12 protein-coding genes and 1 pseudogene are annotated in these 14,657 nt (G+C 70.3%); 7 read left to right on the top strand and 6 right to left on the bottom strand.

The features are described from left to right. Positions 1-11: 11 nt before the first annotated feature. Both NR810_RS20470 and NR810_RS20465 read right to left on the bottom strand, forming a co-directional pair. Positions 12-299 (bottom strand): hypothetical protein, encoded by a 288-nt coding sequence (locus NR810_RS20470; protein WP_257454748.1) that lies wholly within the window; start codon positions 297-299, stop codon positions 12-14. Between the two features lie 77 nt (positions 300-376). After that, a complete protein-coding gene (locus NR810_RS20465) occupies positions 377-613 on the bottom strand; it encodes a hypothetical protein (RefSeq protein ID WP_257454746.1) in 237 nt (78 codons plus the stop codon). Between the two features lie 214 nt (positions 614-827). Here NR810_RS20465 and NR810_RS20460 point away from each other — a divergent pair, with 214 nt between their 5' ends. Further along, a complete protein-coding gene (locus NR810_RS20460; RefSeq protein WP_257454745.1) occupies positions 828-1,043 on the top strand; it encodes a hypothetical protein in 216 nt (71 codons plus the stop codon). 6 nt (positions 1,044-1,049) lie between these two features. On the opposite strand, the gene NR810_RS20455 is transcribed toward NR810_RS20460, so the two are convergent. Next, positions 1,050-1,952, bottom strand: coding sequence for an AEC family transporter (locus tag NR810_RS20455; protein WP_257454744.1), 903 nt, complete (start codon positions 1,950-1,952; stop codon positions 1,050-1,052). A gap of 223 nt (positions 1,953-2,175) precedes the next feature. Here NR810_RS20455 and NR810_RS20450 point away from each other — a divergent pair. Next, positions 2,176-3,291 (top strand): annotated as a pseudogene (locus NR810_RS20450) (MDR family MFS transporter); the annotation flags it as partial. On the opposite strand, the gene NR810_RS20445 reads toward NR810_RS20450, so the two are convergent. Continuing rightward, positions 3,265-4,632: a cytochrome P450 gene (locus NR810_RS20445; protein WP_257454743.1), complete on the bottom strand. Its 1,368-nt coding sequence runs from the start codon at positions 4,630-4,632 to the stop codon at positions 3,265-3,267. The pseudogene NR810_RS20450 and the gene NR810_RS20445 overlap by 27 nt on opposite strands. 306 nt (positions 4,633-4,938) lie before the next feature. On the opposite strand from NR810_RS20445, the gene NR810_RS20440 reads away from it, so the two are divergent. The 4 genes from NR810_RS20440 (at position 4,939) to NR810_RS20425 (ending at position 11,438) form a co-directional block, all read left to right on the top strand. After that, positions 4,939-5,478, top strand: a complete 540-nt coding sequence (locus NR810_RS20440) for a M15 family metallopeptidase (protein ID WP_257454742.1) — start codon at positions 4,939-4,941, stop codon at positions 5,476-5,478. Between the two features lie 138 nt (positions 5,479-5,616). After that, positions 5,617-7,047: a TolC family protein gene (locus tag NR810_RS20435; protein ID WP_257454741.1), complete on the top strand. Its 1,431-nt coding sequence runs from the start codon at positions 5,617-5,619 to the stop codon at positions 7,045-7,047. Continuing rightward, positions 7,035-8,267 (top strand): efflux RND transporter periplasmic adaptor subunit, encoded by a 1,233-nt coding sequence (locus NR810_RS20430; RefSeq protein ID WP_407653807.1) that lies wholly within the window; start codon positions 7,035-7,037, stop codon positions 8,265-8,267. Before NR810_RS20435 ends, NR810_RS20430 begins: the two co-directional genes overlap by 13 nt. A gap of 6 nt (positions 8,268-8,273) precedes the next feature. Continuing rightward, positions 8,274-11,438 (top strand): efflux RND transporter permease subunit, encoded by a 3,165-nt coding sequence (locus NR810_RS20425; protein ID WP_257454738.1) that lies wholly within the window; start codon positions 8,274-8,276, stop codon positions 11,436-11,438. Between the two features lie 299 nt (positions 11,439-11,737). Here the strand turns inward: NR810_RS20425 and NR810_RS20420 are convergent, their stop codons facing one another. Next, positions 11,738-12,283: a hypothetical protein gene (locus NR810_RS20420; RefSeq protein WP_257454737.1), complete on the bottom strand. Its 546-nt coding sequence runs from the start codon at positions 12,281-12,283 to the stop codon at positions 11,738-11,740. A 165-nt stretch (positions 12,284-12,448) separates the two neighbouring features. Here NR810_RS20420 and NR810_RS20415 point away from each other — a divergent pair, with 165 nt between their 5' ends. After that, positions 12,449-13,645 carry an aminotransferase class I/II-fold pyridoxal phosphate-dependent enzyme gene (locus NR810_RS20415; protein WP_257454736.1) on the top strand — a complete coding sequence of 399 codons (1,197 nt, stop codon included), beginning with the start codon at positions 12,449-12,451 and terminating at the stop codon, positions 13,643-13,645. Here NR810_RS20415 and NR810_RS20410 read toward each other — a convergent pair. Next, the gene (locus NR810_RS20410; RefSeq protein ID WP_257454735.1) at positions 13,642-14,478 is read right to left on the bottom strand and encodes a DUF6544 family protein; all 837 of its coding nucleotides are present in this window, start codon (positions 14,476-14,478) and stop codon (positions 13,642-13,644) included. The two genes, NR810_RS20415 and NR810_RS20410, sit on opposite strands and share 4 nt — an antisense overlap. Positions 14,479-14,657 lie beyond the last annotated feature (179 nt).

Below are 14,657 nucleotides of genomic sequence, written 5' to 3'. Positions count from 1 at the left end.
GGGCACCGGGACTACTTGGACTCGGGCTTCGCGCCCTCGGGCAGCGCCGGAGCGGCCGCGAGACGCGGCACCACCCGGCTGCGGTACTCGGTGGCGAGGGTCTCGGGCGTCATCTCCTCCTGCCACTGCTTCGGGTTGGTGTTCCACCCGAAGTCGGCGGGCACCTTGCCGCCGCCCTGGTTCTTGTAGCCAATCATGTCCGGGAAATTCTTGGACCAGCGGCCCGCGGGGTCCGTCTCACGGGTGATGGGCTCGCGGTGGGACCGGGGGGTGTAGTTGCTCTTGCCGTTGTTGCTCATGAGGCGTGACTCCTAGCAGGTGCGAAGCCTCTCCGGAACCCCCACGGGAGGCCGGGGGATACCCGGCCCCCACACCCCTAGCCGGGCACGCTCGCCGCCCGCCCGGCGGAGGAGGCCTCGGCCCGGGAGCCCCGCCGGCGCTGGCCTCGCGACACCGGCGGCAGCCACCGGGGTCCGAGCGCGAACACGGCCGCGAAGTAGCGCGCCTGGGCCTCGCTGCCGTAGCGATAACGCCGCACACCTCCCTCCTTCAGGGTCACCTCCACCCCCCAGCCCTTCCCACGTCGGCGCAGCGCGACTCGCGCAATCTCCATACCTACCGCCCCCCTCAGGAACGCGCCCCTTCCTTGAAAGGGGCGTGCCAACCGGAACACCTCCGCTCGCGGGGTTGAGGTGTGCGGCCGTGGACACAGCGCGGTAGGACGGTAGCCGCTACAGGCTCGCCCGCCCGCCCGCCTGCCCTCCGAGGGAGTACGAAAACGCGGCCCGTCGCCTTGTGGCCGCCGAATGCTGCGTTACGTGGAAGGCATGACATCAACTCCCGAGAAGAGCCTGGGCGACAACGTCGCCGAGTTCACCCTGCCCGAAGGCTGCATGCTGTGTGGCGGCGCGCTGATCATCCGCAGCTCGCCGGGTAACGGCTCGCACAGCTACTGCCCTCACTGCCACTGGCTGTCCCGCACGCGGGTGCGCATGCACAACGGAGGTCTGGAGATCGCCTACGCCACTCGAGCCGTGGCGTAGTCGCCTTCAGCGCAGCAACCACAGGGCGCACGGCACCGTGACGAGCGAGAGCGGAATGCCCAGCCCCACCATGAGTGCCGAGAGGTCCGGATCCAGATCGTGATCCGCGGCGAGGATGGCGGCGGTGACCATGGGCGCCATGCCAGCCTGAAGGACGGAGACCTCGAGGGTGAGCCGGCTGATGCCGGGCAGAGCCAGCAGCAGCAGTGCAATCACGAGCGGGCACAGCACCAGCTTGTAACCGAGCCCCAGGACGAGCGCGCGTACCCGGCCCCGAAGCCCCGAGAGCCGGAGCTGGAACCCCACGGAGAAGAGCGCCAGCGGGGTGAGCATATCCCCCAACCGGCCGAGCACCACGTCCACCCACCCGGGCCAATCCCAGGGCTGGGAGAGGAACGCGACCACCAGGGCGATGAAGGGAGGAAAACCCAGCACCTTCCCCAGCAGCACGCCGGGCCGGGAGTCCTTCGCGGCGGCGCGCGTGGCGAAGAGGGTGGCCACCGTGGCCAGCGTGAGGAACGAGCCGAGCTGGTCGACGACCACCGCGACCCGCACCGCGTCACGGCCCATCAGTCCCTCGATGAGAGGCAGGCCCACGAACGAGGTGTTGCTCAACCCGCCAGTGAGGACGAGCGCCGCCACGGTGCGGGGAGCGAAGCCGAGCCGTGGGCCCAGGGCGCGAAAGAAGAGCCAGGCGCCACCGAAGACAAGCCAGGGCGTGACGGCGGCGACGAGCAGTTCGGGGACGATCGTCAGCCGGTGGATGGCACGCAGCACCAGGGCGGGCAGCGCCACGTTGAGGACGTAGGCGTTGAGGACCAGCGCCGTCTGCTCCGGGAAGCGGCCGCTGCGCCGCGCGAAGGCACCGAGCAGGAGACTGGCGACCAGCAGGCCGGCGAGCTGGCTCACGGAGCCCTCCTCGCGGAACCGGGCCCGGCGAAGAAACAAAGGATGACGCGCACACGCGCGTTGTGCTGCAAATCCGCGAGAACCACCAGCCAGATATCGAGCCCACTTCCCCTCTCCCTCTGGGAGAGGGACGGGGTGAGGGTATGCGGCTCCCAGGTTGCCCCGTAGGCCCCACGCCGCGCCGCTGGCAACCGCCCGTGGCATCACGCAAGCTTCACCCGGCATGAAGCACCTGTTGGGGCGATTGAGGGCGGAGCTCCGCGAGACGGCGGGAGGCCTTCCGAGCACGTACTGGTACCTGTGGACGGGCACGCTGGTGAACCGGCTGGGCTCGTTCGTGGTGCCGTTCCTGGCGCTGTACCTCACGCGCGAGCGCGGCTTCCGGGTGGAGGAGGCGGGGCTCGTGGTGTCGCTGCACGGGGCGGGTGGCGTGCTGGCGGGGCTGGTGGGGGGGACGCTGGCGGACCGGGTGGGCCGGCGCAAGACGCTGCTGGCGGGGCTGTGGCTGGGCGCGGTGGCGATGCTGTCACTGGGCCTGGCGCGCGCCACCTGGCACATCGCCCTCTCCTCCTTCGTGCTGGGCCTGGTGGGCGAGCTGTACCGGCCCGCGGTGTCCGCGGCCATCGCGGACCTGGTGCCGCCGGAGGACCGGCCACGGGCGTACGGCCTGCTGTACTGGGTGGTGAACGTGGGCTTCTCCATCGCCCTGCCACTGGCGGGGTTTGCCTCGCGCTTCGGCTTCCTCACCCTCTTCGTGGCGGACGCCGTCACCAGCTTCCTCTACGGCGTGCTCGTCTGGTGGAAGGTGCCGGAGACGCGCCCCGTCCGCCCCGCGGAGGCGGCGAAGCCCGCGCTCCCACTGCCCTCCCTGGCCCCCTTCCGGGACGGGGTGTTCATCGCCTTCGCCGTGCCCACCCTCCTCACGGCCATCGTCTTCGCCCAGGGCTACGTGACGCTGCCGCTGGACCTGACATCTCGAGGCATGTCTCCGGAGACCTTCGGCACGGTGCTGGCGGTGAACGGCGTCCTCATCGTGCTGCTGCAACCCTTCGCCGGACGGGCGCTGGGGCGGATGCGGCGCGCCACGGCCCTGGCCTGGGCCTCGGGGCTGATGGGGCTGGGCTTCGGGCTGCACGTGCTCGGCGCGAGCCCGGGGCTGGCGACGCTGGCCGTGGTGGTGTGGACGATGGGGGAGATCGCCCAGTCCCCCGTGGCCTCGACGGTGGTGGCGGACCTGGCGCCCACGGAGCAGCGCGGCACCTACCAGGGCGCCTATTACATGCTGTGGGCCCTGTCCTCCTGTGTCGCCCCGTCACTCGGCTCGTGGGCGCTGGCACACCTGGGCGCCTCCGCGCTGTGGGGTGGCTGCCTCGTGATAGGGCTGTTCGCCGCCGGCTGTCACCTGGCCGTCGCCGATGCCCGCCGCCGCCGCATGGATGCCCTGCGCCTCACCCGCCCCGGGGTGAGCGCCGCGCTGGACTGAGGCTCTGGCCGGGTGCACCACGGCGTGGAGCGACGCGGGCCCACGCACCACCATCGAGCGGTGCCACACCACTGGCTTCGGCACGGGGGACAGACCTCCGCACCGGTCCAGCAGCGCATCCAGGGCCAGCCTTGCTTCCAGCCGCGCCAGCTGCGCCCCGATACAGAAGTGGGCGCCGTGGCCGAAGGGCATGTGCTGCGGGCCGGGCCGGTCGAGGTCGAAGCGGTCGGCGTCCGGGAAGTGCGTCTCGTCCCGGTTGGCCGAGCCCATCAGCGCCACCACCCAGGCCCGCTCGGGCAGACGGACACCGCCCAGCTCCACCTCGCGGGTGGTCATCCGCAATGCACCCTGAGCCGGCGCCTCGAAGCGCAGCACCTCGTCGATGAAGCGGGGCAGGAGCGAGCGGTCCGCGCGCAACCGCGCCAGCAGCTCGGGGCGCTCCATCAACACCAGGAGCGACAGCCCCAGCAGGTTCGCCGTCGTCTCCAATCCGCCCACCAGCAGGAGGAAGAGGAAGGCCATCAACTCGTCCTCCGTGAGCGCCTCCCCATCCACCTGGGCCCTGAGCAGCTCGCTCACCATGTCGTCCCCGGGCCGGAGCCGGCGCTCCTCCACCACCTGGCTGAAGTAGCGCCTCGCGTCCACGATGGCCTGACGCACGGGCCCCTGCCGCTCCGTGTCCTCGGGCCCCAGGGCGGTGACGGTGGTGAGCTGGTCCGCCCAGTGTTTGAGCTCCTTGCGCAGAGAGGGATCCAATCCCAGCAGGAGGCAGAGCACCGAGGCCGGTACCGGCAGGGCGAAGGCGGAGACCATGTCCACGGGGCGCCCCAGCGGCAGCGCGGCCACCACCTCCTGGGCGAAGGCGCGCACCCGAGGCTCCAGCCGCACCATGGCCGCGTTGCCGAAGGCGCGGCTGACGAGCGACCGCAGCCGCCCGTGCCTCGGCGGATCCATGGCGATCATCGACTCCGAGAACGGGTTGCCCCCGAGCCACGGCGGATTGGTCGCGCGCCCGAACCCCTCGGACGAGAAGAGCTGCGGGTTCTTGAACACGAACATCACGTCCTCGAAGCGCGTCACGGCCCAGTACCCCCCCGGATCCACCTGGCACACGGGCGCGGTCCGGCGCAGCTCCGCATACAGAGGATAGGGGTTGGCCTTCAGCTCCGGGGTCATCAGGTTGGGGCGGCCACTCATGTACGAAGCTCCTGGAAAGAGGGCAAACGCCGGAAGCCGTACACCCACGCCACGACCACGCCAAGCATCGACAGCGCCCACTCAGCGCCTCGAAAAATGAGAAGGGCGTGGGCCCGCGGCACCTCGAACATCTGGCTGGTGACGGCGGCGTCACAACGCTCACCAGGCATGTCCAGGCACGGTTCGGACGGCCATGAGGACCGTGGCCAACCAGCGGACCTCGGAGCGCATGTCTGGCTGCTTGCTCGCATTCCGGGAATGAATGTGAGAGCACCCTCTCCTGCCCTTCTGGACAGGGACCGCCCCATGCCGTTCCCTCCACTCCGCTGGAAGCTCCTGCTGGCCCTCGTCTGTCTGCTCGTACCGGGACTCGCCCCGGGTGCGGGTGCCAGACCCAAACGGAAGAAGCCCCCCCTCGTCACCCTTCCCGGTGGCTCGGCCCTGCGCCGTGATGCCGCGAAGGCTTTCGAGCGGATGTCCGCCGCGGCCCGCGCGGAGGGCGTCCGGCTCTGGGTGAGCAGCGGCTACCGCACCCGGCGGCAGCAACGCTTCCTCTATGAGCGCTACAAGCAGGGCCTGGGCCCCCGGGCGGCACGCCCCGGCCAGTCCAACCACCAGCGCGGCACCGCGGTGGACGTGTCCGTGGGCCACGAGGACACGCCCACCTACCGGTGGCTCGCCGCCAACGCGTGCCGCCATGGCTTCCGGCGCACGGTGCCCTCGGAGCCGTGGCACTGGGAGTACCGGCCCCGCACCACGCCCCCGCCCGCGCAGGGCAGTGACTGCCTCGGCCAGCCCGTGACGCCGAAGGAGCCGCCGCGAACGGCCTCCTCCGGACAGAGCTGACGGCTCACTCTGTGGCATTCCCACCCTCGGTGAAGGGGAGTGCCCGCTAGCAGGCACTTACAATGTCCTGCTGTGTCACTCCCGTACTCCGGGAGGAGGCGGCGAGCGGGGACCGACAGCAATGTGGGCGGCCTGCCTATGACCGCCTTCCTGCTCACAGCCCTGCTCTGGCACGCCAGCCCACCCGCTGGAACGCCACTGGCCCAGGTGGGACCGGGTGCCGCCGAGCCCTCCGCGGTGACTCCACAACCCCAGCCCGAGGTCTCCGACCCGATGCTGGCCCCCGTCCCACCCGCGCCGGTACAGGTGGGCTCCTGGGACGAGGCGCTCGCGGTGCTGCGCCAGCGCTCCACGGACCTGCGTACCGCACTGGCCCAGGTGGAGGCCGCCGCGGGACAGAGGCGCGCGGCGCTCGCGGGACTGCTGCCCTCGCTCCAGGGCACCCTCTCCGTGCAGTCCAACGTGCTCGACCCGAGCGCGACGCCCATCCTCGGGGGCGGGGGCATCGGAGGGGGAGTCGGTGGAGGGACGGGCACGGGAGGCGGTGACACGCGGCCCACGTCGCCCCTGGGCACGGGGGTGCTGACGGCCTCGGTGCCCCTGTTCGACTGGAGCTCCATCCAATCACTGCGCTCGGCGAGCGCGTCGCGCCGGGCCGCCGAGCTGTCCGTGGAGGAGACGCGGCGCCAGCTCACCGGGGGCCTGGCGCGGGCGCTGGCACGGGTGGCGTCCTCGGAGCGGCTCGCCGAGGTGAACCGCGTCAACCTGCGCTCCGCCCTGGAGCGGCTGGCGCTGGCCCAGCGGCGGCTGGAGCTGGGCGCGGGCACGCAACTGGACGTCATCCGCCTGCAACAGGACGCGGAGTCGGCGCGCTCGTCGGTGGTGTCCGGGGACGAGACGCTGCGGCAGGCGCGGGACACGCTGGGGCTGGTGCTGGGCGCGGACCAGCCGGTGGGACTGGATAGGGGCGTCTCCCTGGAGAACCTGTTGGACCAGGGCCAGCGGGAGTGCCGGAGGCTGGAGACGGTGGAGCAGCGGCCGGACCTCGCGGCGGCGCGCGCGCAGTTGGAGGCGGCCGGGCACTCCGTGTCGGAGGCGAGGGCTCGGTACCTGCCCACGCTGGCGGCGCAGAGCACGGTGATCGGCCTGACGGTGGACCCGGGCTTCGCGCGGGTGCCCGTATGGAACATCGGCGCGGTGCTCACCTTCCCCTTCTACGAGGGCGGTGCGCGCGAGGGGCTCGTGCAGCAAGCCCGCGCGCAGGAGGAGACGGTGCGCCAGCGGGTGGTGGCCAGCCAGCGCGCCGTGTCGGTGGAGGTGTCGCAGACACGGCGCGAGGTGGACGTGGCCCAGGCGGAGCAGCGGATAGCGGCCCGGACCCGGGAGCTCGCCGCGGAGAACGACCGGCTCACCCGCAGGGCCTTCGAGGTGGGCGCGGGAACGAGCCAGGACCTGGTGGTGTCCGCGGCGGCACTGCGGCAGGCGGAGCTGAACCTGGTGGTGAGTGAGTTCCAACTGTTCCAGGCGCGGATCGAAGCATTCCTGGCGGAGGCGGCATGCGACTGGTGAGGCATGGAGTGTGGGGAGCATGGTTGGTGGGCCTTGCACTGACCGGGTGCAGCGGCTCGAACGGAAAGGCGGGCCCGCAGGGGGGGCCAGGAGGCCCTGGAGGACCCGGGGGACCTGGTGCCGGACGGCCGATGCCGGTGGAGGTGATGGAGCTACGGCCCGGCCCGGTGCGTGACATCGGCGAGTACCTGGGGACGCTCGTGTCCCGCCGCAGCATCACCATCTACCCGCAGGTGGCTGGCTACATCCGGCGCATCGCGGTGAAACCGGGCCAGCAGGTGAAGCCGGGCGAGCTGTTGCTGGAGGTGGACCCGCGGCGCGAGCGCGCGAGCGTGCAGAGCGCCCAGGCCCAACGCCAATCGGCGCTGGCGCAGCGGGAGTACGCGCGGAGCACCCGCCAGCGCGCCGAGCAGTTGCTGCGCGAGGGCCTCATGAGCCGCCAGGACTACGAGCAGGCGGTGGCACAGGCCACGGCGGCCGAGGCCGGCGCGCGCTCGGCGGAGGCGCAGCTCCAGTCGCAGCAGGTGGAGCTCGGCTACACCACGGTGCAGGCGCCCTTCGCCGGGGTGGTGGGCGACATCCCCGTGAACCCGGGCGACTACGTCACCCCGCAGACGGCGCTGACGAGCGTGAACCAGAGCCAGGCGCTGGAGGTGTCCGTGGCGGTGCCGCCGGAGCGCGCCGCGCAGGTGGAGCTGGGGCGCACGAAGGTGGAGGTCCTGGATGACGAAGGCAAGCCGGTGCTGAGCGCCCCCGTCGTCTTCGTGGCCCCCACGCCGGATCCACGCACGCAGCTGGTGGAGGTGACGGCGGCCTTCGAGAACACGGTGGGCCTGCGCTCCGGCCAGGTGGTGCACGCCCAGGTGGTGTACGAGACACGCGAGGCGTTGCGCCTGCCCACGTACGCGGTGACGCAGCAGAGCAGCCAGTACTTCGCCCTGGTGGCGGCGCAGGGCGACGGGGGTACGCCCATCGCGCAGCGCCGGCCGGTGAAGCTGGGAGGGCTCGAGGGCAACTACTACGAGGTGTTGGGCGGACTGGAGGAAGGGACGCCGGTCATCGTCGGGTCGCTGCAGTTGCTGAGGGATGGCCAGCCCATCCAACCCAAGCCCATGCGGCAGCCCCCGGGCGAGGAGCAGGGCGTGGGCGGCGCCGCGGACGCGGGCACGGGTGGCACGGGGGACGCGGGCCTGGGCCCGGGCCCGGACGGAGGCAGGTGAGCGCGCATGTTCTCCGACTTCTTCATCCGCCGGCCCATCTTCGCCAGCGTCATCTCCATCCTCATCACGCTGGTGGGGGCCATCTCCATCCCCAGCCTGCCCGTCGAGCAGTACCCCAACCTGGCCGCGCCCCAGGTGACGGTGACGTCCACGTACATCGGCGCCTCCGCCGAGGTGGTGGAGAGCGCGGTGACGACGGTGCTGGAGCGCCAGCTCAACGGTCTGGAGGGCATGCGCTACATCTCCTCCACCAGCAGCAACAACGGCACCAGCAGCATCACGGTCACCTTCGAGCCGGAGCGGGATCTGGACGTCGCCGCGGTGGACGTGCAGAACCGGGTGGCCACGGCCTCGGGACGGCTGCCCGCCGAGGTGAACGCGCTGGGCATCACCATCAACAAGACACAGTCGCAGCTGCTCATGTCCTTCGGCCTGTATGACAAGGAGGGCCGCTACGACACGGGCTTCATCAGCAACTACGCGGACGTCTACATCCGCGACGCGCTGCTGCGCGTGAGGGGCGTGGGCGACGTGCGCATCTTCGGCGAGCGCCGCTTCGCCATGCGCCTGTGGTTGGACCCCGTGAAGCTGGCGAGCCGGGGCCTCACCGCGCAGGACGTGGTGAACGCGCTGCGCGAGCAGAACGTGCAGGTGGCCGCGGGACAGGTGGGGCAACCGCCCTCGCCCCAGGGTCAGACGTATCAGATCAACGTGCAGGTGCTCGGGCAGCTGTCCACGGCGGAGCAGTTCGGCGACATCGTGGTGCAACGGGGCGAGGACGGCTCGCTGGTGCAGATGAAGGACATCGGCCGGGTGGAGCTGGGGGCGGAGAACTACAACCAGCTCTTGCGCTTCAACGGCCGCGACGCGGTGGGCCTGGGCATCTTCCAGCTCCCCGGCTCCAACGCGCTGGAGGTGCGCGAGGGCGTGGTGGCCGAGCTGGAGCGGCTGAAGACCAGCTTCCCGCCGGGCCTCATCTACGAGAAGTCCTTCGACACCACGGCGGCGGTGGAGGAGTCCATCAACGAGGTGCTGTACACGCTGATGGAAGCCGTCGCGCTGGTCATCTTCGTGGTCTTCATCTTCCTGCACGGCTGGCGCAGCATCCTCGTGGTGGCCACGACGCTGCCGGTGTCGCTGCTGGGCACCTTCGCCTTCGTCAGCGCGTTCGGCTTCTCGCTCAACACGCTGACGCTGTTCGGCCTGACGCTGGCCACGGGCCTGGTGGTGGACGACGCCATCGTGGTCATCGAGAACGTCGAGCGCGTCATGGTGGAGGAGAACCTGTCCGCGCGCGAGGCGACACACCGGAGCATGAAGCAGGTGGGCGGCGCGGTGGTGGCGACGGCGCTGGTGCTGTCGGCGGTGTTCGTCCCGGTGTCCTTCTTCCCGGGCACCACGGGTTCCATCTACCGGCAGTTCGCGCTCACCCTCGCCTTCTCCATCAGCCTGTCGGCGCTGGTGGCCCTCACGCTGTCTCCCGCGCTGTGCGCCCGGCTGCTGCGGGCGCACGAGGGCCAGAAGTGGCGCGTCTTCCGCTGGGTGGACCAGGGGATGGACTCCTTCCGGCGGGGCTACGCGCGCTTCCTCGGGAGGCTGCTGGGGCCGCGCGCCCGGTGGGGCGTGGTGGCCGTCTTCGTGGTGTGCCTGGGCATCACCGGGCTGCTCTACAGGACGACGCCCACCGGCTTCATCCCCGAGGAGGACCAGGGCTACCTCATCGTCGCCATCCAGGGCCCCGAGGGCACGTCGCTGGAGTACACGCGCCAGGTGCTCCTGCAAGCCGAGCAGGTGCTCAGCAAGCAGCCGGAGGTGACGGGCCTCTTCACCGTGGGCGGCTTCTCCCTGCTGGGCAGCGGCCCCAACTACGGCGTGCTCTTCGTCAACCTCCGGCCGTGGGATGAGCGCGAGGAGGCGGAGCAGAGCGTGGCGGGGCTGGTGGCCCGGTTGCAGGGGCCGTTCGCGGCCATCCCCGGAGCGCGGGTGCTGGCCTTCCAGCCGCCCACCATCCGCGGCGTGGGCAGCGTGGGCGGCTTCGAGTTCGTCCTGGAAGACCAGTCGGGCACCCACACGCTGGACGAGCTGTCGGCGGCGACGCAGCAACTGTCGGCGAGGGCCAACCAGTCACCGGAGCTGCGCAGCGTCTTCTCCTCCTATACGGCGAGCACCCCGCTGCTCAACGTGTCGGTGGACCGGGAGAAGGCCAAGGCGCTGGGCGTGTCGCTGGACGCGCTCTACTCCACGCTGCAGATCTACATGGGCAGCCAGTACGTCAACGACTTCACCTTCTCCAACCGCGTCTACCGCGTGTACGTGCAGGCGGCCACGCCCTTCCGCAACGAGCCCCGGGACATCTCCGCCTTCTACGTGCGCTCGGCACAGGGGGCCATGGTGCCGCTGGAGAGCCTGGTGAAGGTGGAGTCCGTCACCACCGCGCAGAACATCCAGCACTACAACCTGTTCCGCTCGGCCACCATCAACGGCCAGGGCGCCCCCGGTGTCAGCACGGGCCAGGCGCTGGAGGCCATGGAGGCCATCGCCCGCCAGGGCCTGCCCACGGGCTACACCTTCGAGTGGACGGGCCTGTCCCTGGAGCAGAAGCAGTCCGCGGGCAAGGTGCTGCTCATCTTCGCCCTGGGCATCGTCTTCGTCTTCCTGGTGCTGTCGGCGCAGTACGAGAGCTTCGCCCTGCCCTTCGTCATCATGCTGTCGGTGCCGGTGGCCATGCTCGGAGCGCTGGGGCTGCAGAACCTGCGCGGGCTGGCCAATGACGTCTTCTGCCAGGTGGGGCTGGTGATGCTGGTGGGCCTGTCGAGCAAGAACGCCGTGCTCATCGTCGAGTTCGCCGAGCAGCTGCGTCACCAGGGCCTGAGCGTGGTGGACGCGGCCATCCAGGCGGCGGACACGCGGCTGCGGCCCATCCTGATGACGTCCTTCGCCTTCCTGCTGGGCGTGCTGCCGCTGGTGCTGGCCTCGGGCGCGGGAGCGGCCTCGCGCAAGTCGCTGGGCACGGCGGTGTTCGGCGGCATGCTGCTGTCCACCTTCGTCAACCTCATCTTCATCCCCGTGCTGTACACGCTGGTGGAGACGGCGCGCACGAAGCTGCTCAAGCGCCACGAGCGGGGCACGCCTCCGACGGCGGGCGGTGGGCAGACGCCGCACCCGGCCTGAGGAAAAAAGAAGGCGGCGGGCGGCCCCTCTGGAAAGGGCCGTCCGCCGCTCCCGGTTGGCCGTGAGGAGACGGCCACTGCCTCTCTAAAGCACGTCCCATGCCAGCAGGCAAGCGCTTGAATCCTCGAAGGCGTTCTTATGCAACTGGTGCATGCGGGCTCCACTCGGGGGAGAGCGGATGTAACGCCTCGTGACACATCCAGCCAAATCCCCTGGGAATCCAATGGCTTGGAGCCATCAACGCCGACTGTCTCCGAATCGGACAGCGCTGTCCTGATGGCGGACAACCCCGGGGTGGCTCAGGAGGTCCAGGTGCTCACGGTCTTCACCACCTTCCATCGGCCATCGACGCGCTCGAGCGTCAGAGTGAGGCCGTTGGCGCCGACGTTGCCATGGGTGATGGAGGCATCGGCGGAGGCGTGGTCGGGCGAGGTGTAACGCACCTTCTCGACGTCGAGGAACATCGCGCTGGAGGGAGCGACGCGGGTCTCGTACCGCCCGGTGGCGACCGTGAGGAGTGAATCCCGCGCGGGCACCACCTTGTCCCCCTGCCACTTACAGGCTTCCGGGCCGGACACCATGAACCGGTCCTTCACGAAGAGCGACAGGAACCGATCGCTGGGGGCGCCGCACTCACCCCGGACACAGACGCGAAGGCAGTGAAGCGTCTGTCCCGTGCGATCACCTCCGAAGTTGGCGACGGTGCCGCGGACGATGGCGGCATACAGCTCCGCCTCATCCTCCGCCGCCAGCTCCGCCCGGGACCGGGCACCGACGTCGTGCGAACATGCGGAAAAGAGGAACAGCGCAACGATCCACCACCCTGCTCGGCGAGCTTCATTCATGGGCTTCCCCCTGGCTTGTTGCCTGGCTGATTGCCTGGATGGAGTGAGCCCAGCAGAGGGAACGCCGGGAGGCCAGGACCTGCCAGGTGCGATGGCGGGCCCTGGAGAGGCACGAAAAGGCCGGGACGCGGTGTTAGAAGGAGCCGCACATCTCCGAGGCCTCCCTTGGTTCGCGCCGCCAGACACATCGAGAACGTCCGATACGCCATCCGCAACGTCGTGGCCGAGGCCTGCCGCCTCGAGGCCCAGGGGCGGCGGATCCTCTATCTGAACATCGGGGATCCCCTGAAGTTCGACTTCCAGACCCCGCCGCACCTCATCGAGGCGGTGCACCGGGCGATGAAGGACGGACACAACGGTTACGCGCCCTCGGCGGGCATCCCGGCCGCGCGCGAGGCCATCGCCCGCGAGGCGGCGCGCAACGGCATTCCGGGCATCACCGCCTCGGACGTGGTGGTCACCACGGGTGCCAGCGAGGCGCTCGAGCTGGCCCTCACCGCGCTGCTGGAGCCCGGGGAGCGCGTGCTGCTGCCCTGCCCCGGCTATCCGCTCTACGGCGCGCTCATGGCCAAGCTGAGCGCGGAGGGTGTGCCCTACTCGCTGGACGAGGAGAATGGCTGGTCGTTGGATCTCGAGGAGATCGACGCCCTGTGCACCCCCGGCACCCGGGCCATCCTGCTGTGCAGCCCCAACAACCCCACGGGCGCGGTGCTCGACCGGAAGGTGCTGGAGGGACTGTTGGAGATCGCCCGGCGGCGCGGGCTGGTGGTGCTGTCCGACGAAATCTACGACAAGCTGCTCTACGACAAGGCGCACGTGGCCACGGCGTCGCTCGCGAGGGACGTGCCCATCATCACCTTCAACGGCCTGTCCAAGGCGTACGTGGCCTGTGGCTGGCGGGTGGGGTGGCTGGTCTTCTGCAACGCGCACCTGATGCCGGAGCTCAAGGGCGCGGTGATGCGGTTGGCGGACGCGCGTCTGTGCAGCCCGGCCCCGCAGCAGTACGCCATCGCCCCCGCGCTGGAGGGCCCGCAGGACCACATCCCGGAGATGATGGGGCGGCTGCGCGCCCGGAGGGATTTGATGGTGCGGCGGATCAACGCCATCCCCGGCCTGTCCGTGGTGGAGCCCGCCGCCGCGTTCTACGCGATGACGCGCATCCAGCTGCCCGGCGTGACGTCGGATGAGGAGTTCGTGCTCTCGCTCCTGCGCGAGACGGGCGTGCTCTTCGTCCACGGCAGCGGCTTCGGACAGAAGCAGGGGACGCACCACTTCCGGGTGGTGTTCCTGCCGCCGGAGGACATCCTCACCGCCGCCTTCGACCGGCTGGAGGCCTTCGTCCGCGAGCGCTACGCGCGCTAGGCGGTCTGGATGTGGAGGATCTCCATGCGCACGGCCGGGAAGTCGCCCTCCGGCAGGTGCCAGACGGACTCCCACTGCGTGGGGAACAACCTGCCGTCCAGCTCGCGCCACTCGCGGCTGTACCCCGTCCATGGAGTCAGCACGCCCTTGCCGTTCACATCGCGATAACGCCGCGCGTGCATGGCGACTGGCAGGCCTTGTTCGTCGTACTCGATGACCGCGTCGAGCTTCAGCTCACCCTGTTCGATCCGGACGCGCGCCTGCGTCTCGGTCATCGGCTCCCAACGAAGGTACGGGCTGCGCACCAGCTCTGGAAACGCGAGCGCCTCGCCCCAGAACCGCAACGCGGCGCCCTGATCCATCTCCGGACCCACGCCATCCGCCAGGGTGACGAGCCCCTCGAGGGTGATCAACATGTTGCCGCGCATGTCGACGAACTTGTCCCTCGCCAGCATGTGGATGCCGGGCGCGATCCGCGCGCGCGCGAACCAGAGGAATCCCGGCGGGTCCATGGAGTAGACCTGCTCGGATTCGAACGGCATCCACGGCTTGTCCGCCGCGGTGCGAAGACCGCCCCGTTGCTGGACGATGGCGGACTTCGGAACCGGCCTGCCCTCTGCGCGTGTGACCTCCAGGTACCTGCGCACCGGCGGTGGAAGGCTCTCCACCGCGGAACCAGGAACCACCGGTGGGGAAGCGGAACGCGCCTTCCGCAGCAGCTCGGCCTTCTCCGCCTCGTACCTCGCGCGGAAGCGTCTGCCGGCGAGCCCGGACGCAATGCCGACGGCCAGCACCAGGGAAGCGACGACAACGCCGGTCATCACCAGACCCATACGCCTCACCTCCTCATGTTCCTCTCATGCAGAGCACATGCCGGGCCGCTCCCCTCGAAGAACGCCGTCCGACGCGCAGCGTTTGCGCCAGGCGGGTGAGGCATCCGGCAGATGATTCGCCTGCCTGCCTCCCCTCCTGGGTGCGAGCCTTCCGCCAGGGGCAGCGGTGTCACCCCGAC

This window comes from Archangium lipolyticum, assembly GCF_024623785.1.
Lineage (GTDB): Bacteria > Myxococcota > Myxococcia > Myxococcales > Myxococcaceae > Archangium > Archangium lipolyticum.
The sequence above is the reverse complement of the archived record's forward strand: the minus strand, read 5'-3'. Positions and strand labels throughout refer to the sequence as shown.

Bases quoted from the DNA above. Each gene is read 5' to 3' on its own strand.
- NR810_RS20445 (WP_257454743.1), bottom strand. From the start codon at position 4,632: ATGAGTGGCCGCCCCAACCTGATGACCCCGGAGCTGAAGGCCAACCCC.
- NR810_RS20420 (WP_257454737.1), bottom strand. From the start codon at position 12,283: ATGAATGAAGCTCGCCGAGCAGGGTGGTGGATCGTTGCGCTGTTCCTC.
- NR810_RS20435 (WP_257454741.1), top strand. From the start codon at position 5,617: ATGACCGCCTTCCTGCTCACAGCCCTGCTCTGGCACGCCAGCCCACCC.
- NR810_RS20470 (WP_257454748.1), bottom strand. From the start codon at position 299: ATGAGCAACAACGGCAAGAGCAACTACACCCCCCGGTCCCACCGCGAG.
- NR810_RS20465 (WP_257454746.1), bottom strand. From the start codon at position 613: ATGGAGATTGCGCGAGTCGCGCTGCGCCGACGTGGGAAGGGCTGGGGG.
- NR810_RS20460 (WP_257454745.1), top strand. From the start codon at position 828: ATGACATCAACTCCCGAGAAGAGCCTGGGCGACAACGTCGCCGAGTTC.
- NR810_RS20410 (WP_257454735.1), bottom strand. From the start codon at position 14,478: ATGGGTCTGGTGATGACCGGCGTTGTCGTCGCTTCCCTGGTGCTGGCC.
- NR810_RS20425 (WP_257454738.1), top strand. From the start codon at position 8,274: ATGTTCTCCGACTTCTTCATCCGCCGGCCCATCTTCGCCAGCGTCATC.
- NR810_RS20430 (WP_407653807.1), top strand. From the start codon at position 7,035: ATGCGACTGGTGAGGCATGGAGTGTGGGGAGCATGGTTGGTGGGCCTT.
- NR810_RS20440 (WP_257454742.1), top strand. From the start codon at position 4,939: ATGCCGTTCCCTCCACTCCGCTGGAAGCTCCTGCTGGCCCTCGTCTGT.